Genomic DNA, 18,584 nt, shown 5'->3' with positions numbered 1-18,584 from the left:
ACCCCGGCGGGGCCGGTCCCGCCGGGGGCGTACGGCCAACCCTGCCCGGGATGTACGACCAACTCCGCCCGGCGCGTACGACCACCCCTGCCCGGGGCACATGTACGAGGTCAGGACGTTGTTGACGCGTGATGGCGTCGCCGAGGCCGGCGGTTGGCCTTCGTGTGCGCCGTGGGGTCGGCGATAGTTGTAGTGCTGGTTCCAGACCTCGAGTGCGGCAGTGCGTTCCCCTTCTGTGTGCCAGGTGCAGGCGTAGAGGAACTCCTCGGCAAGGATGCGGTTGTAGCGCTCGGTCTTCCCGTTGTGTCGTGGCGTGCACGGGGTGATCCGCTGGTGCCGGCTCTCGCCCATTGCCTCGGCGAAGACGGCCGCGCGGTAGCAGGAGCCGTTGTCGGTCACGATTCGCTCGAGCCGGGTGATGCCGTGAGCTGCAAACCATGCTCGCGCCCGGTCGAGGAAGGCGACTGCTGTTACAGCCTTCTCGTCAGACAACGCTTCAGTGCAGGCGAGCCTGGAGTAGCCGTCGATCGCGGAGTGGAGGAAGACGTAGCCGGTCTTCGCACCGCGCTTCTTTGTTCTCGCTACGGCTTTGGCTTCGATGCTGCTCTTCCCATGCACACGCCAGCCGCTGCCGTCCGGGATGCGGCCGGTCTTCTTCACGTCAATATGCACCATGTGGCCGGGACGCTCGGCGATGATCTTCTGTGGCTCCCGGTTCGTCTCGCCATTCGGGTCGATGAATTTCCGCCGGTTCAAGCCGAGCTGCGCGAGCAGCCGTGTGATGGTGCGGCGACTGACCGGGGTTCCGTCTTGATGCAGCTCGAACGCGATGCGGGATGCTGACCACTTGTGCTCGCGCCGCATCGATTCGGTCCGCTTCACCAAGCATCCGGGCGTCGCGGTCGGCTGCCGTGTCGGAGCGGACGATCGGTCGATGAGACCGAGCTCGCCGAACTCCTTGTACCGGTTTACCCACTTCGACGCGGTGGCTCGGGAGATACCCGTCTCTGCGGCTACGTGTGCGATCGGACGGGTGCGGCATCGTTCGATCAGCCGCTTGCGCCCCTCGGGCGTGAGGGGCGCGTTCCGGTGAGAGCGCGGGGGCGTCGTGCCGGAGGGGGCGCGTCTTGAGGTATCGGCCACTCAGAGCGCGAACGAGAGCACGAGAACTGTGATGGAGAGTGCAAGCATGCCAAGGCAGTTGAGCCAGAACGCCTGCCCGGTGAAGCGGGCTCGGACATGGGCCGCGGCGGCACTCACGAAGTAGACGATCACGCCAGTGTTGGTAGCCAGAGCGATGCCGGGAATCCAGATCCCGGCAATGAGCCCGATCACGGCGAGGGTCTTGATCACGATCAGCGTCCACCACCACTCGCGAGGGAAGCCCACGCCGTTCAGGCAGTCGCGGATGAACTTCGGCGGCCGCAGTGACATCGCCGCGTCGCTGAACAAGGCGATGGCGAGGACGGCCGGGGGCCACCACGGATCGGGGGTCAGGGGCATGGGGTTACTCCTTGCAGGTGCAGATGGCCGCGAAGGTGGTTCGGAGGCTGTCCGTGAGGCCGGAGGGATCGGCGGAGCCAAGTGCCGACCAGGTGAAGAGCGTGCCGACGTAGGCGGCATAGAGCGCCTTCGCCTTGGCCGGTGCGTCAGCCTGCGAGCTGCACCCGCGCATGGTGATCGCGGCCGCAAAATCGTCGATGAGCTGGGCGGCGAGGTCAGTGAACAGCGAGGAGGAATGCGCGCCGGATACCAGGATCGACGCGTACGATCGCGCCAGCTCGGGACTGTCGGTGAACAGTAGGACGAACGGCTGGACCAGAACGCCCAAGCGGTCCACGCAAACGTCAGGGCCAGTTGATTGCAGGTCGATGTCGGCGCGCCGGGCATGCTCCGCAGCCACCATCGAGTCGAAAACCCTGACCAACAGTGCGTTCTTGTCACCGACCATCATCACGGTCCCGGTGCTGACGCCGGCCGCCCCGGCGATATCCCGTACCGTCGTGGCGGCGAAGCCGCGCTACCGAACCCAGCTGGGTGTTCCGGGAGCAGATCCGCTGCGACCAGATGACGCCGAACACGGCATCTGTCGGTTGTGTCTTCACCAAGTACACGCCCACCTTCGAGCTGAAGCACAAGTACGTCGAAGGCGCCGCCCTCTATTACATGGAGATGCGCGACAAACTCGCCTGGCACCCCGGCAGCAAGAAGGACAACAGCCCGCTGCATCGTGAGTTCGACTCTGCCGAGCGGGACGCGAACCGAGCCGTGGTCTGCCCGGACTCCGGCCAGTACGCACTGGCACTGCACCCGCAGGCAACCGGTGCCGGCAAGAAGACCCGGTGCGACGAGTACGCCTTCGCGGCAACCAAGGAGAGCGGCGGATCTCAGCAAGGTGCCGAGAACGGCACACAGTGCCTCCAGGCTTACGCCCGTAAGGACGCCGATGACAAGTGGCGTCTCTATGACGACCTGAGGGCGCCGAACACCGCACCCACTTGCCCCGAGAAGTGCGCCCGCACCACCCTGCCGGGCGCCCAGAACGAGCGTGCCGGATCCCGCCTGTCGGGCTTCTGCACGAAGCAGCGCATGCTGGACAACGACGCGTACTTCATCGACGTACCCGGCCTCACCAGACCGTGGCGAGCGACGGCACAGCCGACGGCAGCTCCCTCCCCCACAAGCGGGGCGAGGGAGCTGTCCCTGTTCCTCACCCCTCCCGCCGGGGCTTCTCCAACGCCCAGGTGAGACGACGGGGCGGGTCCTCGTCCAGGCGTGGGACGCGCACGTACTCGCGCGCGTACGGCATGGCCTCTCCCGATTCCAGCGAATCGGCCATCAGCCGGATCATCTCCCCCAGGCTCCTCCAGCGGGCCGTGACGACCTCGGTGCCCTCGTAGTCGATCTCGATGACGGTGCCGAAGCCGTCGCCGGGCCGGTGGTCCACGACGAGGCTCTCCCCCGTGTGCGTACCGGCGACGGGCAGCCACAAGGGGTCCGCCCACGGTTCCTGGATCCAGGCCTCGGGATCCTCGTCGCGCTGCTCCTCCCACTCCTCAAGCATCTCCGCCATGTACGCCGGTCCGGCCATGAGCGTTTCGAGATCGTACGGAACGTAGCCCCCCGGCCAGACGGGAGCGTCGTACAAGGGCGCGCCCGCGTGGATGCCGAGCCACTGCACGAGATGCGGATGAAGCGGATAGGGGATGGCCCGGCGGAGGGACTGGACGGCCTCCTCCGAAGCGGGCGGATGCAGTTCGAGGAGCGTGCCGGCGCATCGGTGTTGCCGATGCCAGCTCTCGACGCGCGTCCAATTGCGTACGAGGTCGTCCATCCACGCCTCCTGGCACGGCTCTCCGCCTGACCGCCAACGGCCCGCGGCGTTGCCGCACGTCTCGCTGCGGCTTCGCAGATCGACTTCATCGTTCGCGCCCCGGGCCGCGTTTCCACTCGGCCGACCGGCCGCGTTCAGCGAACCGGCACCCAGTGCTCGGCGGCGTCCATCAGCCACGAGTTCCGCGGGTCGTCCCATTGCCGATCAGGTCCCGGCCGCCGTGCGCCCCCTTCGCCAGGACCCCCGCGGCTCCCACGACCACCGCTCCCACGACCGCTTTGCGTCCCACCTCCGCGGTCGCGTTCCTCAATTGCGCCGGGTCCCGGGCCGCGTCCCACCAGCGTGTCGTCTCCAGCGCGGGCCGGGCGGACTCGATCCCGAGCGGTCGGTGGAATTCATCGACGGTGATGCCGACGTGGTTGACCGAACCCACCACCGCCCGGTGCGCGGACAGATGCAGCAGCACGTTCGAGTTGACCCTGTCGGCAGCCGCGTCCAGGCGTGCCATCAGGTGCTCGATCCTCCCCGAGACGAGTTCCCGCCGCCTCCGCCGGTCGACGGTCAGCGCGCGCCGACGCCCCTCCAGCACCTCCGGAGACTCTTCCAGCGCCCTCGCCAGTCGCAACGCGTCGAGCGCGGACTGCAGTTCGAAGCAACGGGCCACGACGACGAGCAGCTCCTGGACCTCGAACTCCGCCTGCTTGGCCGTCCGCACGAGATCACCGATCCCGGTCGTGCCCTCCGCCCTCTCCGCGAGCGCGTCGAACCGGCGCAGCGCCCACCCCAGGGCGTCCGTGATCGTGTGAGTCCTGGCCTGGACGGTCGACCAGGTGTCGTCGTCGACCCGGCCCTCCACTTCCAGGACGGTCATGGCGGACTCGATGTCGAGGCCCGCCCCGGACACCTTCCCCAACTCGGCGTCCTTCTGGGCGCGGATCACGTCGTCGATCTTCCTGTCGATCGTCGCGAGACAGTCCCTGATCTCGCCCATCTCGTGCTGCCGCGCGAGCTGGGCCATGATCCCCGCGGCACCGGTGAGCACCGCCGGGCTGGTCAGGAACGAGCCGGTCCCCTGCACGATCTGGAGCCATGACCCGATCGCCCCCGGCTTCCCCACCATCGCGTGGCTGATGCCCGGCGTCCGGCTCTCCATCAGCCCGAACTTCTTGACGAGTTGAGCGGACTCCTCGGTCAGTTTCACCCAGCGGCCCGAATGGGCGGCGATCTCGGAGGCGGCCCGCGCCACTCCGGACCCGGCGCGGAGGAGAGATCCGAGGCGGCGCAGCCCGAGGTCCTTCGACAGCGACAGCAGCCGCTCCGAGGCGAGGAAGTGCTCGACGTCCACCGGGCTCCCGACGACCGCGAGTCCGTCGCCGTCACTGATCAGCTGAATCCTGTTGTCCATCGCCCGCCCCTGTTGTGACTTCCCCGGTCGAGGGTAGTGGGTGGTGGGCGGCGCAAGAGCCTCCGTCCGGGCCGGAACAGCCGTTTAATCGGGTTGCGCGGCCGACCGGGCCGCTCCAAGAATCTGCCCATGACCACGACGACTGCTTGCCTGCTGCCGATGCCCTCCGCCGCCGTTGCGGGACCGGGCCGACAGCAGTCCGGCCGTCCGGGAAGGCCGACTCCGCACCGCACATGAGCGCGGCCCTGGTCGCCGGGCTCCTGGCCGGTTATGGCATCGCCATGCCGGTGGGAGCGGTCGCGACGTATCTCGTGGCCCTCACCGCGCGGACGTCGTGGCGGGTCGGTGCCTGTGCCGCTCTGGGCATCGCGACCGCCGACGGCCTGTACGCGCTGATCTCGATGGTCGGGGGCTCGGCGCTCGCGCCCGTCATCGAGCCGATCGCGCTGCCCCTGCGTCGGGCCTCGGCCGTGGTGCTCCTCGCGCTGGCGTGCCGGAGCGCTGTGACGGCCGTCGCCGGGTACCGCAAGGGGCAGGACGTGGGCGGGGCGAACCGCGAACCGATGAGTCCGGTGCGGGTGTATCTCGGGTTCCTGGGCATCACGCTGATGAACCCGATCACCGTGATCTATTTCGCGGCCCTGGTGCTCGCCGGCCAGGGTGCCGCACCGGATCACTGGGCCAAGGCCGTGTTCGTCCTGGCGGCCTTCGCGGCCTCCGCCAGTTGGCAACTGCTGCTCGCCGGTGGCGGAGCCCTGCTCGGCCGCGTGCTGACGGGTCCTCATGGTCGTTTGTCCACCGCCCTGGTGTCCAGCGCGGTGATCGTCGGGCTCGCCGTCCATCTGCTGGTGGCCCGGCCGTGATCGACGAGCCGACGCGGCCCGCCCGGCTCGACCGGGCGCCGGAAGGGGAGCCCGGTCACGCCGCCCGGAACGGGGCCTGCCTCAGACGTCGAGCACCACGTCCGTGACCGGCACCGCCTGGCAGGTCAGCACCTGGTCGTCGGGCAGGTCCTCGGCCGGGGCCACCAGGTGGGCGACCTGTCCGCCCAGGACGGTGACGGCGCAGCTCTCGCACTGTCCCAGGCGGCAGCCGTTCGGCAGCTTCAGCCCTGCCCTCTCGCCGAGTTCGAGCAGTGTGCCGTCCGCCCGGGTCCAGGTCAGTTCGCGTTCCGAGCGCGCGAAGCGCACGGTCGCGGTGGCATCCGCCGGGACCTCGACGTTCCGCGTGGTGACCTGGAACCTCTCGGCGAAGATGTCGAACTTCGGGACTCCGCGGGCCTTCAGTCCGGCGGTGACGCCATCGATCATCTCCTGGGGCCCGCACAGGTAGAAGCGGGCGCGGCGGCGGATCAGTTCCTCCTCGACCGCGTCGGCGGTGATCCGGCCGCGGACCGAGTAGTGCACTGCCTCCACGTCCTCGGCCACCGGGCGACTGTAATGGTCGATCACCGTCAACTGCGGCATTAATGAGGCCAGTTCCCGCAGCCGGTCCGCGAACGCGTGGGTCCTGCTGTTGCGGTTGCCGTAGTGCAGGACCACCTCGGGGACCGAACCGCCGACGGAACCGAGCGTTTCGAGGTAGCCGAGGAAGGGGGTTATGCCGACACCGGCCGCGAGCAGCACCACCGGTTGGCTGTGGTCGACCGGGATGGCGAACAGGCCGGAAGGAGCGGTCACCCGTACCCGGGCCCCGGCGGTGAGGCCACGGTGCACGAGCGGGGAGAACGCGCCGCCCTCGATCCGCCGGACGGCCAGCCGGTACGTCGCGAGGTCGTCGCCCCGGGCCACGCCGGTCAGCGAGTACGCCCGGGTGATGTCGGGGGCGCCGTCGTCGGCGATGGTGACGTGCTGGCCGGGGCGGAACTCCGGCAGCGGGCCGCCGTCGGCCGGGCGGAGCAGCAACTCCCGTACGTCTTCGGTCACTTCGTCGGAGGCCTCGACAACGAACTCGCGTGGACCGGACCATGTTCCGGTCGGTGTCCGGCGGACCTCGCAGGCCGTCGAGCGCAGCGGTGCCGAGCCGCTGATCGGGTCGTGCGCGGTGTCGCCGACCAGCAGGTTGTAGTTCTGTCCGCCGTCGGCCAGCGGGTCCGATCCGGGCAGTGCCAGGTCGGGAGTGCTCTGCCACCACCCGTACTCGGCAACCACGGTGTCGGGGTGCAGGCCCGGGTCCACCCGGGCGCGCATCCGCACGGTGGCGTTGCGTGTCGTGATCTCCACCATGTCGCCGTCGGTGATGCCCCGGTCCGCGGCGACCTGTTCGCCGATCTCGACGAGGGGTTCGGGTGAGCGTCTGCGCAGTGAGGCCAGTCCACGTTGCTGGCTGTGGCAGAAGTACCCGTTCTTGGCGCAGCTCAGTGTCAGTGGGAAGTCGGGGTCGGCGGGCGGGTCGCCGGCTTCGGGGACCGGGGAGTAGCCGTGGTCGAGCAGTCGTTGTGAGTACAGCTCCACCCGCCCGGTCGGGGTGGCGAATCCGGTGACCCGCCCGTCGGGCGTGGTCTCGGCGTACTTCCGGTACCGCATCGGCAGCGGCACGTCCACGCCGCCCGGGGCCGCGCGCAGGTCGTCCACGGTGAGGCCGAGGGGTTCGAGCTGGTGGTTCCAGGCCGCCTGGATGTCTCCGCCGAAGAAATCGTCCCCGAGGCCGAGGCGGCAGGCGAGGTCGAAGGCGATCTCCAGGTCGGAGCGGGATTCGCCGAGCGGGTCGAGCATGCGGGGGCGCAGTTGCACGCGCTGCTGGGCCTGCTGCGATATCTCGAAGCCCGCGCGCAGCCCTTCCCGCTCCCAGGGAGTGTTGGCGGGCAGGAGGATGTCGGCGAACCGGGCGGTGGGGTTCTCGAACAGGTCGATGTGCACGCCGAATTCGAGCTGCCGCAGGGCTTCGGCGGTGCGTATCGGGTCGGGCTGCGACAGCAGCAGGTTGCCGCCGAAGGAGACCAGGGCGCGCACGCGGTACGGTTCCCCTTCGGTGATCGCCCTGCACAGGGCCCGCGCGGAGATCCAGCCGGATGCCGGGGGGCCGAGGGGGTGTTCGGTCAGGCCCAGGGTCTTCGCCGCCTGTTCGGGCACGGGCGGCAGGGACACCTTGGTGGTCGGTTGCTGCGGCAGGACGACGTTCCCGCCGGGGGCGTCGTGGCAGCCGGTGAGTGCGTACAGGGTGGCGATGGCGCGTTCGGTCTGTGTCGCGTCGACGTGCTGGCCGACTCCGGTCCACGTTCCGTAGCTGACCGCGCGCGAGGTGGCCAGGTCGTCGGCGAACGCGATGAGGGTGCCGGGGTCCACCCCGGTCACCGAGGAGGTGCGTTCCAGCGGCCAGGCCGCCACGGCGTCGAGGTAGTGCTGGAACGCCGGCCGGCAGGTGACCGTTCCGGAGCGGGTGCGGACCCGGTGGGTGCCGCGCAGGGCGAATCGCTGCGGGGCGGGGGCGGCCCGGGTGGTGTCGTAGGGCTCGGGCCGGCCGGCGTGCTCGTCCCACACCACGTGGCCGACGCCGTCGGGGCTCAGCTCGTCGGCCTTCAGGAAGCGGCCGTCGTCGTCGCGCACCAGCAGCGGCCCGTTGGTCCAGGCCCGCAGGAACTCCTGGTCGCCGCCGTGGCGGCGCAGCACGAGGTCGGCCAGTCCGAGGGCGAGGGCGCCGTCGGTGCCCGGCCGTACCCGCAGCCAGTGATCGGCCTGCATCGCGGCGGCCGTCCGGCGCGGGTCGACGACGGCGAGGCGGGCCCCTCGTGCGCGTGCCTCGGCCAGGGCCACCGACCGGGACAGCCAGGTCTTGGCGGGATTGTGCCCCCACATCACGGTCAGGTCGGTGTGCGGGAAGTCGGGTGCGGGCTGGGCGCTGCCGAAGGTGAAGGCGTGGGCGAAGTCCTTGTGCCAGTTGCAGATCTCGGTCGAGTAGGAGATGTTCGGACTGCCGTAGAGGTGGACGAACCGCTCCACCCATTCGAGGGCGTCGCTCATCGGCGTGCCGCTGGCCGAGGTCACCGAGAAGGCGACGGACTCCGGCCCCGTGGTGTCGCGGAACTCCGCGAGCCGGCTGCTGATCTCCGTCATCGCCTCCTCCCAGCCGATCTCCCGCCACTTGGGATCGGGGTCGGTCCGCGGTGTGGTGCGGCGCAGCGGGCGGGTGAGACGGGCCGGGCTGTGCACGAGTTCGGGTGCGGCCCGGCCCTTGGGGCACAGCGCCGCGCCCGTGGGGTGATCCGGGTCCGGGCGCACGCCGACCATGGCTCCCGATTCGATGGTGTAGATCGCGCCGCAGCGTGACTTGCAGAGGGTGCAGTAGCCACGTGCCTCGGTCATCGTCCGTCGTCTCCCCTTGGTAGTGGTCGGGCATCGGGCTCCGGTGTGCCGGAGGGGTGCGGAGGGTTCGGGTCGGGCCGTCCGGGCACGAGAACGGGTCCGGGAACGGGAACGGTCCCGGTCGGTCTTCCCGCACTTCCGGGTACCCTGGTGGGGTATCAAGAAGTACACCCCCCGGGGGTAATGCCGCAAGCCTTTGATCACACCTCGACCGACAGGGAACGATGGGAGGGGAATGTTTCAGCCAACCCTGATACCACCCAGGGGTATGTAGACTGCATAGGGGAACATACCCCCCAGCCGTATACGCAGGGAGCTCGCCCCATGTCCGACGTCACGGAACGCACGCAAGCACCGAAACTTCGCTCGGCCGTTGTCGCCGCGGTCACGTCCCAGGCCGGACGGGCCGTGCTCCAATGCCTTGCCGCCTGTGCGCTGCAGGCGCTCCAGAACCGGGGGACGGCGTGCGGCTGCACCCGGCCGAGGTAGCACGACGGGAGGCGCCCCCATGAACGCCAAAACCGGGCCGATGAACGCCGGGACCGGGCCGATGAACGCCGGACCGATGGGCGCCGGGACGGACACCGCCGTCGCGGACTCGATGCACACCTTCCCCAAGACCTCCCCTCCGTCGACGACGGTCCGGCAGGCGCGGGAGCTCTTCAGGAACGACAAGGTGCACGCCCTGCTGGTGGTCGACGGCGGCGTGCTGATCTCGGTCGTCGAGCGGACCGACCTGATGGGACGGGACGACCACGAGCCGGCCGCGCCGGCGGGACGGCTGGGCGACCGGGTGGTCGCGCCGTCCGCCGGGCTGCGCGAGACCTGGGACGCGATGGTCGCCGCGGGGCGCCGCCGGGTCGCCGTCACCACCGAGGGCGGCCGGCTGGTCGGCCTGCTCTGCCTGAAGAGGTCGGGGCTCGGCTTCTGCTCCGACGCCGGCGTGCGGGCGCGTGCCGAGGAACGCGCGGCGGCCGCACGGGGCCGATGACCCCCAGCCGGGAGACAACCGATGACATCCGCCGGGCAAGGCAAGGACGGTGCAGACGTGGGGATGACGAGCCCGTACACGCTCATCCGGCAGCCTGCTCCAGGCCGGCCGGCAGCTCATCGATCGGCTTCGCTGGGGGCAGGTGCCGGCCGACCGGCACCTGCATCCAGTGGAGTTTCCCCGTACCCACGCACCCACCCACGCGCAGGCGCCCGGCCGGGAGAGCCCGGCCGGGCGCCTGCGTGAACCGCTCGGGGCCGGTGGACCCGGCCGTGTGCCGCGACGGCCCCCGGACGTCACCGGGGCCCGGGCCCCTGCCCCGCACGCGGGGTCAGGTGATGGAGACCCCGCTGTCGATGCTGATGACCTGCCCCGTCATGCAGTCCTGGTCGAGGAACAGGCCCGCGCTGCGGGCCACCTCCTCCACCGTCACGAAGCGCGGTACGGGGGCCTTCTCCTCCATGCTCTCCTTCACCCGGTCGGGCAGGCTCTCCGTCATGCCCGTGATCATGAATCCCGGGGACAGGGCGTTGACGGTGACCCCGCGTCGGCCGCACTCGGCGGCCAGGGTGCGGGTGAAACCGATCAGACCCGCCTTCGACGCGGAGTACGCCGTCTGGCCCGCGGTCGCGATCAGACCGGACGGCGAGACCACGTTGACGACCCTCCCCCACCGCTGCCGCAGCATGTGCGGGACGGCCGCCCGCGCGGTGTGGAACGAACCGATCAGGTTCGTCCGGATCACCTGGGCCCAGTCCTCCGGCGACTGCATCGCCATCAGCGCGTCCTTGCGGATCGCGCCGTTGTTGACGAGCACGTCCACCGGGCCGAGCCGTTCCCCGATCTCCCGGTACATCGCGGTGACGGCCTCGTACGAGCCGACGTCCCCGGTGACCACGACCGAGTCGTTCGTCAGCTTGTCCTGTACCGCCCGGGCCCGCTCCTCGGAGCGGTTGTAGTGGACCGCGACCCGGCAGCCGAGGGCGTCCAGCTCGATCGCCAGGGCCTGGCCCAGCCCGCCGGACGCGCCCGTGACCAGGGCGACCGGCCGCTGTGGCCGGGTTCCCACCGGTTTTGCGCTCAACTGTCTCCTCCGCCCCATTCCAGGAGGACCGATCCCCAGGTCATGCCCGCGCCGAAGCCGGCCAGCAGCACCAGGTCGCCGTCCTCGATCCGGCCCTCGTCCAGGGCTTCGGTCAGTGCGATGGGAATCGACGCGGACGCCGTGTTCCCGTACTTGTGCAGATTGGTGACCAGGGCCTCCGTGCGCAGACCGGTGTGGCCGAGGATGGAGTTGATGATCCTGATGTTGGCCTGGTGCGGGATGACGTGGTTCACGTCGGCCGCCTCGACCTTCGCCTCCTTCAGGGTCTCCCGCACCGTGCGCACCGTGTAGCGCACGGCGTTGAGGTAGATCTCGTTGCCGTTGATCTGCGCGTAGTGCAGTCCCTGGCGGACGGTCTCCTCGGTGGTGGGCATCCGGCTGCCGCCGGCCAGCACCTTGAGGCTGCCGGTGCAGCTGCCGTCCGCGCCCAGGTTCCAGGCCAGGACCCGGTCCCGGTCCGCCGGCCGGAGCACCACGGCGCCCGCGCCGTCGCCGACGAGGATCGACAGGTCCCGGTCGGCCGGGTTGGCGGTCAGGGTGTGGGTGTCGGAGCCGATCAGCAGGATGGGCCGGGGGTCGATCCTGATCAGCGCCATGGCCTGGACCAGTCCGTACACGAACCCCGCGCACTCGGAGTTGACGTCGTGCGCGCTGCCGGCGATGCCGAGTTCGTGGTGGACGAACGCGGACGTGGCCGGGGAGGGCTGCTCGGGCGTGGCGGTGGCGACGATCAGATGCGCGATGTCGCCGCCGCTCAGCCCTGCCTTCTCCAGGGCTCGCCGGCCGGCCTCGACAGCCAGGGAGGCGGTCGTCTGGCCCGGTCCGACGGCCCGGCGCTCACGGATCCCGCACCGGCTGACGATCCAGTGCTCGTCGACGCCGAAGCGCTGCGCCAGCTCCTCGCTGGAGACGACGCGTTCGGGTACGGACATGCCCCACCCGGTGATGTCGAAGCCGTTCACGGGCGGCCCCGCTCAGGCCCGCGCCGGCACGAGCGCGAGGATGCGCTCGTGGACGACGCGCAGGGTGGTCGTGTCGTCGATGTCGGCGAACAGCGACTCGTCGGCGGGGATGTCCGGGTACCTGTTCTGGAACCCGTACAGCCACTCCATCAGGTCCAGCGAGTCCACGTCCGCGATGTGCTGGAGCGGGTGGTCCGGGTCGACCTTCTTGGCGCCGGAGACGGCTTCGAGCTGGCTCGCCAGTTCTTCAATGGTGGGCATGGACATGATGTGCGGTCCTCTCTCGCGGGGCTCGGTCGTTCGGAAGGAATCGAATCCCGGCCCACGCAACGCGTGCGCAACACGGGACCGCCACCGCCGTCTTGCACATCTGTTGCGAGCGACCCGGTTTTCTCGTCTGCGACATCCGCACGCCGCCGGACAGGAGTTGACGAAGAATGACGACGGTCGCAGACAGGTCGGTCCCCGAGGTCGACGCGATCAGGCACCACTACGAGGTGAGCAACGACTTCTACCGCCTCCTGCTGGGCCCGACCATGATGTATTCCGGTGGGTACTGGGAGGAGGGCGAGGGCCTGACCGAGGCCCTCGACGAGGCCCAGGAGCGCAAGCTCGACACGTTCGTCGAACTCGCGGGGGCCGCCGGCGCCCGCCGGGTGCTGGACGTGGGCTGCGGCTGGGGCACCATGCTCAACCGGCTGACCACCGTGCACGGCGTGGAGCAGGCCGTCGGCCTCACCCTCAGCCGTACCCAGGAACAGTTCATCGCCGGCCTGGACAACCCCAGGATCACCACCCGGGTCGAGTCGTGGGAGGACCACGTCACCGACGACCCGTACGACGCGGCGTTCTGCATCAACGCGCTGGAGCACTTCGTCTCCTCCACGCTGCCGCCGCGCGAACGCACCAAGAAGTACCGGGTGTTCTTCAACAAGGTGGGCGCGGCGCTGAAGCCGGGCGGCCGGTTCGTGCTGCACACCATGACCGCCGAGGCCCTGCCGATGAACCGGCAGCTGCTCGACGACCTGAAGTTCCTCCAGCGCTCCGAGTTCGAGAACTGCCACATCCCGCACCTGCACGAGCTGACGCAGGCCGCCGAGGGGCTCTTCGACGTCATCGAGATCGTCAACGAACGCGAGTCGTTCGCCGTCGCCTGCCGCGCCTGGCTGAAACTGCTGGCCGCCCGCCGGGACGAGGCCGTCGCCCTGGAGGGCGAGGAGGTCGTGGCCCGCTTCGAGCGCTACCTGGACATCTTCGCCTACACGCTGGAAGACAAGTTCTTCAACAACTTCCGCGTCACCATCGCGCGACGCTGAGGAGGCCGACGTGACGAGCATTCTCGAACCCGCGCGCGACGACGGCGTCGCCGCGCCCGCCGCACCCCGGCCGGGCGGCGGCGGACCCACCCGGCACCTGCGGGTCGCCGTGATCGGCAGCGGCTTCTCCGGACTGGGCATGGCGATCCGCCTGCTGCGCGGCGGGACCGACGACTTCCTGGTCTTCGAACGGGCCGACGAGGTGGGCGGGACCTGGCGGGACAACACCTACCCGGGCGCCGCCTGCGACGTGATGTCCCATCTGTACTCCTTCTCGTTCGCGCAGAACCCGGGCTGGAAGTCCACCTTCGGCAAGCAGGAGGAACTGCTCGCCTACCTGCGGGACGTGGCCGACCGGTTCGGGGTCCGCCCCCACATCCGGTTCAACCACGAGCTGCTCTCCGCCCGTTGGGACGAACCGACCCGGCGCTGGTACATCGAGACCTCGCAGGGCGACTACACCGCCCAGGTGCTGGTCTCGGGCACCGGCTACCTCTCCGAGCCGGCGTACCCGGACATCCCCGGGCTCGAAAACTTCGAGGGCACGGTGTTCCACTCCTCGCGCTGGGACCACGGCCACGACCTGAAGGGCCGCGACGTCGCCGTCATCGGCACGGGCGCCTCCGCCATCCAGTTCGTGCCGAAGATCCAGCCCGAGGTGGGACGGCTCGACCTGTACCAGCGCACCCCGGCGTGGATCGGCCCGAAGAACGACAAGCCGACCAGCGCGCTGCAGTCGAAGCTGCTGCACAAGGTGCCCGGATACCAGAACTTCCGACGCAACTTCAACATGTGGGGCCGCGAGATCCTGGCCTTCGTCATGAAGCGGCCCAAGGTCGCCGGGAAGATGCAGAAGATGGCAAGCGACCACCTGGTCAAGTCCGTGCCGGACGAGGCGCTGCGCGCCCGGCTCACGCCCGACTACGTCATGGCGTGCAAGCGGCTGCTGTTCTCCAACACCTGGTACCCGGCGATCCAGCAGCCCAACGTCGACCTGGTCACCGACGCCATCACCGAGGTGCGCGCCAAGTCGGTCGTCACGGCCGACGGCACCGAACGCGTCGTCGACACGATCATCCTCGGCACCGGGTTCAAGGCCACCGACCGGCCGGTCGCCGGACGCATCACGGGCCGCGACGGCCGACTGCTGCGCGACGTGTGGCGCGAGCACGGCATGGCGGCGCACCGCGGCACGACGGTCGCCGGATTCCCCAACCTGTTCCTGCTCCTCGGCCCCAACACCACCCTCGGGCACTCGTCCCAGGTCGTGATGATCGAGGCGCAGATCGGTTACGTACTGGACGCCCTGCGGCACATGGAGCGGCGCGGTCTGGCCAGTGTCGAGGTCCGCGAGGAGGCCCAGCGGGCCTGGAACGACGAGGTGCAGGGGCGCCTCGACGGGACCGTGTGGAACGCCGGGAACTGCCGGAGCTGGTACCTCGACGAGCACGGGCGCAACCCGTCGATCTGGCCCACCTACACCTGGCGGTTCCGCCGCCGCACCCGCCGCTTCGACCTGTCCGAGTACCGGCTGGCCACCTCGGTCGGGGCCGGCAGACCCACTCTTGACCACGCATAGCCGAAGGAGAGGAACGCAGATGAACACCACGCTCTCGCGGCGCAAGGTGCTGGGCGGCATCACGGCCGCGGTCGTCGGATGGAGTGCCGCGAGCCAGTCGTGGGCCACCGCGGCCGAGGTGTCCGGCGGCGCTTCCGTGGCGCCGGTGCCCACCCTTGACGGCACGCTGACCACCTCGGCCGCGGACCTGGACCGCTTCCGCCAGGACTTCGGACGGCTGAAGGGCTCGGCCCCCTGGGCGGTGCTGCGCCCCGGCTCCGACCGGGACATCGCCAGGATGGTCTGCTACGCCCGGACGAACGGTCTGAAGATCGCCGTGAACGGGCAGGGCGGCACCGGGACCGACCAGGAGTCGCACTCGGTCTACGGCCAGGCGTCCGTCCCCGCCGGCGGCATCTCCATCGACGCCCGCGCCAGGTCGAGGATCATCAGGATCGACTCGACCAGTGCGGTGGTGGAGGCGGGCGTCACCTGGGGCCAGCTGACGGACGCCGCGCTGAGGTCGGGCCTGACCCCGCCCGCGCTGCCCGACTACATGCACCTGTCGATCGGCGGGACGCTGTCCATCGGCGGCATCGGCGGCACCGTGCAGAAGTACGGCCTGCTGTGCGACACGGTCCAGTCGCTGGACGTCGTGACCGGCAACGGCGACCTGCTCACCGTGTCCCCGTCGTCCTGCGCCGACCTGTTCGACTCGGTGCTGTCGGGCGGCGGCCAGACCGCGATCATCCTGCGCGCCAAGGTGCGGCTGGTACCGGCCCCCGAACGGTCGGTGGTCTTCAGCCTCTTCTACGACGACCTGGCGACCTATCTCGCGGACAGCGAGAAGGTGATGGCGGAGAACCGCTTCCACATCCAGGCCGGCGAGACCCTGCGCAGGCCCGACGACTCGGGCTGGCGCTACAAGATGGAGGTCGCCGCCAACTACTCGGGCGGCGCCGTCCCGGACCGGGCGAGGCTGCTGTCGGGGCTGCGCGACAGCCGCGCCGAGGCGGTGATCGAGGACATCGGCTACCGGGACTACATGTTCCGGCTCGACGGCTACGAGGCGTACCTCAAGGAGAGCGGCCACTGGTACCAGCCCAAGCCCTGGCTGAGCCTGTTCCTGCCGGCCTCGAAGACCAGGACGTTCATGGAGATCGTCGAGAGGGAGCTGACCGCGGCCGACCTCGGCGGCGGGTTCCTGCTCTTCTACCCGTACTACACGCGCAAGGTGACCCGGCCGCTCGCGGTGCAGCCGGCCGAGCCGGTCGGCTACCTCTTCGACCTGCTGCGGTTCCCCGACCCCGGCGAGACCGGCATCCGGGCGATGCTGGACCAGAACCGCCGGCTGTACGACAAGGCCGTGGCGATGGGTGGCAAGCGGTACCTGGTCGGTGCGGTGCCGGGGATGACGAGGGCCGACTGGAAGGCGCACTTCGGGGCTCGCTGGGACGGTTTCTGCCGGGCGAAGCGGCGCTACGACCCGTCGAACGTCCTCACCCCGGGTCAGGGATTCTTCGGCGGAGAGGCGGGCTGATGACCAGTTACGACCTGATCGACGAGGCGGTCGTCGACGCGCCCCGGGAGGCCGTCTGGGACGCGCTGCTCGCCGAGTTCCGCGGCGGGGGGCGCTGGTGGGTGCCGGCCAACACCTTCGCGGTCTCGTCCGGCGCGCCGGACGTGGTGGGCGGCGAGGTCGCGGTCACGGTGCACACCAAGGGCGTCGACAAGGGCGGCCCCAAGCTGCGGTTCACCGCGCGCACGACCGCGGTGGATCCGGGGCGGCGGCTGTCGGTCGAGTACGTCGACGGGGCGTTCCGGGGGGTGAGCGACTTCGTGCTCGACCCGGTGGACGACGGCGCCCGGACCCGGATCGGGATGCACTTCCGGGGCCGCCCGCACGGCTGGCTGCGGCTGCTCGCCAAGGTCGCCGACATCGGCGCGGAGCATTCGCGGGCGACGAGCGCCGCGTTCGTGTCGCTGAACCGGGTCCTGGCGAAGGAACGGGCCCTGGCGAAGGAGCGGGCATGACCGCGGTCGCGACCGCGCCGGTCGCGGAGACGGTTGCGTACCCGAGTGACGGGGGCCTGCTCGCGCTCACCGTCCTGGCCCCCCTCGGCACCCCGTCGGGCACCACCGTGGTCCTGTCCCACGGCTGGGCGGCGTCCCGGCGGGTGTGGGGCACGGTGGCGGACCGGCTGATCCGGGAGGGGCACCGGGTCGTGCTGTACGACCAGCGCGGGCACGGTGCCTCGGTGCCGGGCCGCGAGCCGTTCGGCATCGCCCGCCTCGGCGAGGACCTGGGCACCGTCATCGACCGGGTGGACGCCCCCGACGCGGTGGTCGTGGGCCACTCCGGCGGCGGCTTCGCGGCCCTGTCGTACGTCTCCTCGGGGGCGCGCGCGCTGAAGGGCCTGGTGCTGCTGGGCACGGCGGCGCACGGCCAGGACACCCCGGACGGCGAGGTGCGGATGATGGGCAGCGCGCTGTTCTCCCGGGCGCTGTCCCGGCCGGCGCTGGGCCGCAGGCTGCTGGGGCAGACCATGGGCAAGCGGGCCGACCCGCGGGCCATGGAGGTCAACCGGCAGATGTTCGCGGCCACTTCGCCCCGGGTACGGGCGGACGCGTTCCGCTCCTCGCGCGGCATGGACCTGCGCGAGGCGCTCGGGAACGTCCGGGTGCCGACGGTCGTGCTGGCGGGCGAGGGCGACCGGGTGATCGCCCCGGAGCTGGGCCGCGCGGTGGCGGACGCCCTGCCGAAGGCCCGGTTCGAGGAGCTGGGTTCCGTGGGGCACATGCTGCCCCTGGAGGCTCCGGACGCGGTCGTGCGGGCGGTGCGGGAGCTGGTGTGAACGGACCCCGCACCGCGGGCGCCGGGTCGTGACGACATCCCACGACCCGGCGCCCGCACGTGTCCGTGCCCCGTTCGGGAGCCGTCGGCCCCGCCGCACACGCCCCGGGGTGCGCCGCAGCGCACCGACTACCCTCCCGGTATGAAGATCACTCTGGGGAGTCTCGTCGCCGGGGCGGGTTTCGGGACCGTCACCTCGCTCGCCAACGCGCTCTCGTCGCCGTACACGGAGATCGGGGCGCCGCTCAAGGGCACGCCCGGGGGCAGGACCGCCAAGGTGCTCAGTCTGCTGCTGGACTCGGGCTGGGCCTGGGCCGCGCTGGCGGTGGCGGCGGGCTGGCTGGCCGGGACCCTGGTCCGGGGCGCGCTGGCCGGGACGCTGTCGCTGATCGCCGCCACGGTGGCGTACTACCTGACGGACGCCTATGTCGCGGACGCCGAGTCCGCCATGGCCTATTGGGCGGTGGCGGCGCTGCTGTTCGGGCCGGCCCTCGGCGCGGTGGGAGCGGCCGTCCGGCGGCCCGGACGGGTCGGCCTGTTCGCGGCGCTGACGGTCCCGGTGGGCGCCGCCGTGCAGATGGTCGTGATGCCACCCCGGCCGCACCTCACCCTGACCCCGTCGATCGTGCTGGCCGAGGCCGTCGTCTGGACGGGCGCCGTACTGGGCGTCGTGCTGGCCGTCCGCCGCTTCCGGGCCGAGCGGCGGACGGTGACGGTGTCGCCCATGTGACGTCGGTCGCCGGCATGACCGGCCGCGG

The 18,584-nt window shown here is 70.6% G+C and carries 17 protein-coding genes and 1 pseudogene; 9 read left to right on the top strand and 9 right to left on the bottom strand.

What is annotated here, in order from left to right; all coding sequences use genetic code 11:
• Nucleotides 1-102: 102 nt before the first annotated feature.
• From OCT49_RS37525 to OCT49_RS37515, 3 genes and pseudogenes are all read right to left on the bottom strand, one after another.
• Nucleotides 103-1,143: pseudogene (locus OCT49_RS37525) on the bottom strand (IS481 family transposase); the annotation flags it as partial.
• Entirely contained in the window at nucleotides 1,144-1,503 is a 360-nt protein-coding gene (locus tag OCT49_RS37520) for a DoxX family protein (protein ID WP_283856645.1), read from the bottom strand. It abuts the pseudogene before it with no gap.
• Between the two features lie 4 nt (nucleotides 1,504-1,507).
• Entirely contained in the window at nucleotides 1,508-1,957 is a 450-nt protein-coding gene (locus OCT49_RS37515) for a hypothetical protein (protein ID WP_283856644.1), read from the bottom strand.
• Between the two features lie 110 nt (nucleotides 1,958-2,067).
• Here OCT49_RS37515 and OCT49_RS37510 point away from each other — a divergent pair, with 110 nt between their 5' ends.
• Nucleotides 2,068-2,748, top strand: coding sequence for a hypothetical protein (locus tag OCT49_RS37510; protein ID WP_283856643.1), 681 nt, complete (start codon nucleotides 2,068-2,070; stop codon nucleotides 2,746-2,748).
• Here the strand turns inward: OCT49_RS37510 and OCT49_RS37505 are convergent.
• Nucleotides 2,711-3,334, bottom strand: a complete 624-nt coding sequence (locus OCT49_RS37505) for an SMI1/KNR4 family protein (RefSeq protein ID WP_283856642.1) — start codon at nucleotides 3,332-3,334, stop codon at nucleotides 2,711-2,713. The two genes, OCT49_RS37510 and OCT49_RS37505, sit on opposite strands and share 38 nt — an antisense overlap.
• A 169-nt stretch (nucleotides 3,335-3,503) precedes the next feature.
• Complete coding sequence (locus OCT49_RS37500; protein WP_283856641.1) at nucleotides 3,504-4,739, bottom strand: hypothetical protein; 1,236 nt, start codon at nucleotides 4,737-4,739, stop codon at nucleotides 3,504-3,506.
• A 233-nt stretch (nucleotides 4,740-4,972) separates the two neighbouring features.
• Here OCT49_RS37500 and OCT49_RS37495 point away from each other — a divergent pair, with 233 nt between their 5' ends.
• Complete coding sequence (locus OCT49_RS37495; RefSeq protein WP_283856640.1) at nucleotides 4,973-5,602, top strand: LysE family transporter; 630 nt, start codon at nucleotides 4,973-4,975, stop codon at nucleotides 5,600-5,602.
• 81 nt (nucleotides 5,603-5,683) lie between these two features.
• Here OCT49_RS37495 and OCT49_RS37490 read toward each other — a convergent pair whose 3' ends face one another.
• Nucleotides 5,684-9,040, bottom strand: coding sequence for a molybdopterin-dependent oxidoreductase (locus OCT49_RS37490; protein ID WP_283856639.1), 3,357 nt, complete (start codon nucleotides 9,038-9,040; stop codon nucleotides 5,684-5,686).
• A gap of 508 nt (nucleotides 9,041-9,548) precedes the next feature.
• Here OCT49_RS37490 and OCT49_RS37485 point away from each other — a divergent pair.
• Nucleotides 9,549-10,031 (top strand): CBS domain-containing protein, encoded by a 483-nt coding sequence (locus tag OCT49_RS37485; RefSeq protein ID WP_283856638.1) that lies wholly within the window; start codon nucleotides 9,549-9,551, stop codon nucleotides 10,029-10,031.
• A gap of 331 nt (nucleotides 10,032-10,362) precedes the next feature.
• Here the strand turns inward: OCT49_RS37485 and OCT49_RS37480 are convergent, their stop codons facing one another.
• From OCT49_RS37480 to OCT49_RS37470, 3 genes are read right to left on the bottom strand one after another with little or no spacing between them, the layout of a single operon-like run.
• Nucleotides 10,363-11,115, bottom strand: coding sequence for an SDR family NAD(P)-dependent oxidoreductase (locus OCT49_RS37480; protein ID WP_283856637.1), 753 nt, complete (start codon nucleotides 11,113-11,115; stop codon nucleotides 10,363-10,365).
• Entirely contained in the window at nucleotides 11,112-12,098 is a 987-nt protein-coding gene (locus OCT49_RS37475; RefSeq protein ID WP_283856636.1) for a 3-oxoacyl-ACP synthase III family protein, read from the bottom strand. Before OCT49_RS37475 ends, OCT49_RS37480 begins: the two co-directional genes overlap by 4 nt.
• 12 nt (nucleotides 12,099-12,110) lie before the next feature.
• Complete coding sequence (locus OCT49_RS37470; protein ID WP_283856635.1) at nucleotides 12,111-12,359, bottom strand: hypothetical protein; 249 nt, start codon at nucleotides 12,357-12,359, stop codon at nucleotides 12,111-12,113.
• Nucleotides 12,360-12,535: 176 nt separating this feature from the next.
• Between OCT49_RS37470 and OCT49_RS37465 the strand changes: the two genes are divergently transcribed.
• The 6 genes from OCT49_RS37465 to OCT49_RS37440 all read left to right on the top strand — a co-directional run bounded on the left by OCT49_RS37465 (nucleotide 12,536) and on the right by OCT49_RS37440 (nucleotide 18,556).
• Entirely contained in the window at nucleotides 12,536-13,414 is an 879-nt protein-coding gene (locus tag OCT49_RS37465; RefSeq protein ID WP_283856634.1) for a class I SAM-dependent methyltransferase, read from the top strand.
• 10 nt (nucleotides 13,415-13,424) lie between these two features.
• Nucleotides 13,425-14,993, top strand: a complete 1,569-nt coding sequence (locus OCT49_RS37460) for a flavin-containing monooxygenase (RefSeq protein ID WP_283856633.1) — start codon at nucleotides 13,425-13,427, stop codon at nucleotides 14,991-14,993.
• A gap of 19 nt (nucleotides 14,994-15,012) precedes the next feature.
• Nucleotides 15,013-16,512: an FAD-binding protein gene (locus OCT49_RS37455; protein ID WP_283856632.1), complete on the top strand. Its 1,500-nt coding sequence runs from the start codon at nucleotides 15,013-15,015 to the stop codon at nucleotides 16,510-16,512.
• Nucleotides 16,512-17,006 carry an SRPBCC family protein gene (locus OCT49_RS37450; RefSeq protein ID WP_283856631.1) on the top strand — a complete coding sequence of 165 codons (495 nt, stop codon included), beginning with the start codon at nucleotides 16,512-16,514 and terminating at the stop codon, nucleotides 17,004-17,006. Before OCT49_RS37455 ends, OCT49_RS37450 begins: the two co-directional genes overlap by 1 nt.
• The gene (locus OCT49_RS37445; protein ID WP_283856630.1) at nucleotides 17,003-17,827 is read left to right on the top strand and encodes an alpha/beta fold hydrolase; all 825 of its coding nucleotides are present in this window, start codon (nucleotides 17,003-17,005) and stop codon (nucleotides 17,825-17,827) included. Before OCT49_RS37450 ends, OCT49_RS37445 begins: the two co-directional genes overlap by 4 nt.
• 141 nt (nucleotides 17,828-17,968) lie before the next feature.
• Complete coding sequence (locus OCT49_RS37440; protein WP_283856629.1) at nucleotides 17,969-18,556, top strand: DUF6518 family protein; 588 nt, start codon at nucleotides 17,969-17,971, stop codon at nucleotides 18,554-18,556.
• The last annotated feature ends 28 nt before the right edge of the window (nucleotides 18,557-18,584 follow it).

Source organism: Streptomyces sp. ML-6 (assembly GCF_030116705.1).
Lineage (GTDB): Bacteria > Actinomycetota > Actinomycetes > Streptomycetales > Streptomycetaceae > Streptomyces.
Note: the sequence above shows the minus strand (reverse complement) of the source record. Positions and strands in the feature narration are given on the sequence as shown.

Excerpts from the sequence above, each read along its gene's own strand:
- OCT49_RS37520 (WP_283856645.1), bottom strand. The coding sequence starts at position 1,503 with ATGCCCCTGACCCCCGATCCGTGGTGGCCCCCGGCCGTCCTCGCCATC.
- OCT49_RS37510 (WP_283856643.1), top strand. The coding sequence starts at position 2,068 with ATGACGCCGAACACGGCATCTGTCGGTTGTGTCTTCACCAAGTACACG.
- OCT49_RS37505 (WP_283856642.1), bottom strand. The coding sequence starts at position 3,334 with ATGGACGACCTCGTACGCAATTGGACGCGCGTCGAGAGCTGGCATCGG.
- OCT49_RS37500 (WP_283856641.1), bottom strand. The coding sequence starts at position 4,739 with ATGGACAACAGGATTCAGCTGATCAGTGACGGCGACGGACTCGCGGTC.
- OCT49_RS37495 (WP_283856640.1), top strand. The coding sequence starts at position 4,973 with ATGAGCGCGGCCCTGGTCGCCGGGCTCCTGGCCGGTTATGGCATCGCC.
- OCT49_RS37490 (WP_283856639.1), bottom strand. The coding sequence starts at position 9,040 with ATGACCGAGGCACGTGGCTACTGCACCCTCTGCAAGTCACGCTGCGGC.
- OCT49_RS37485 (WP_283856638.1), top strand. The coding sequence starts at position 9,549 with ATGAACGCCAAAACCGGGCCGATGAACGCCGGGACCGGGCCGATGAAC.
- OCT49_RS37470 (WP_283856635.1), bottom strand. The coding sequence starts at position 12,359 with ATGCCCACCATTGAAGAACTGGCGAGCCAGCTCGAAGCCGTCTCCGGC.
- OCT49_RS37465 (WP_283856634.1), top strand. The coding sequence starts at position 12,536 with ATGACGACGGTCGCAGACAGGTCGGTCCCCGAGGTCGACGCGATCAGG.
- OCT49_RS37455 (WP_283856632.1), top strand. The coding sequence starts at position 15,013 with ATGAACACCACGCTCTCGCGGCGCAAGGTGCTGGGCGGCATCACGGCC.
- OCT49_RS37450 (WP_283856631.1), top strand. The coding sequence starts at position 16,512 with ATGACCAGTTACGACCTGATCGACGAGGCGGTCGTCGACGCGCCCCGG.
- OCT49_RS37445 (WP_283856630.1), top strand. The coding sequence starts at position 17,003 with ATGACCGCGGTCGCGACCGCGCCGGTCGCGGAGACGGTTGCGTACCCG.
- OCT49_RS37440 (WP_283856629.1), top strand. The coding sequence starts at position 17,969 with ATGAAGATCACTCTGGGGAGTCTCGTCGCCGGGGCGGGTTTCGGGACC.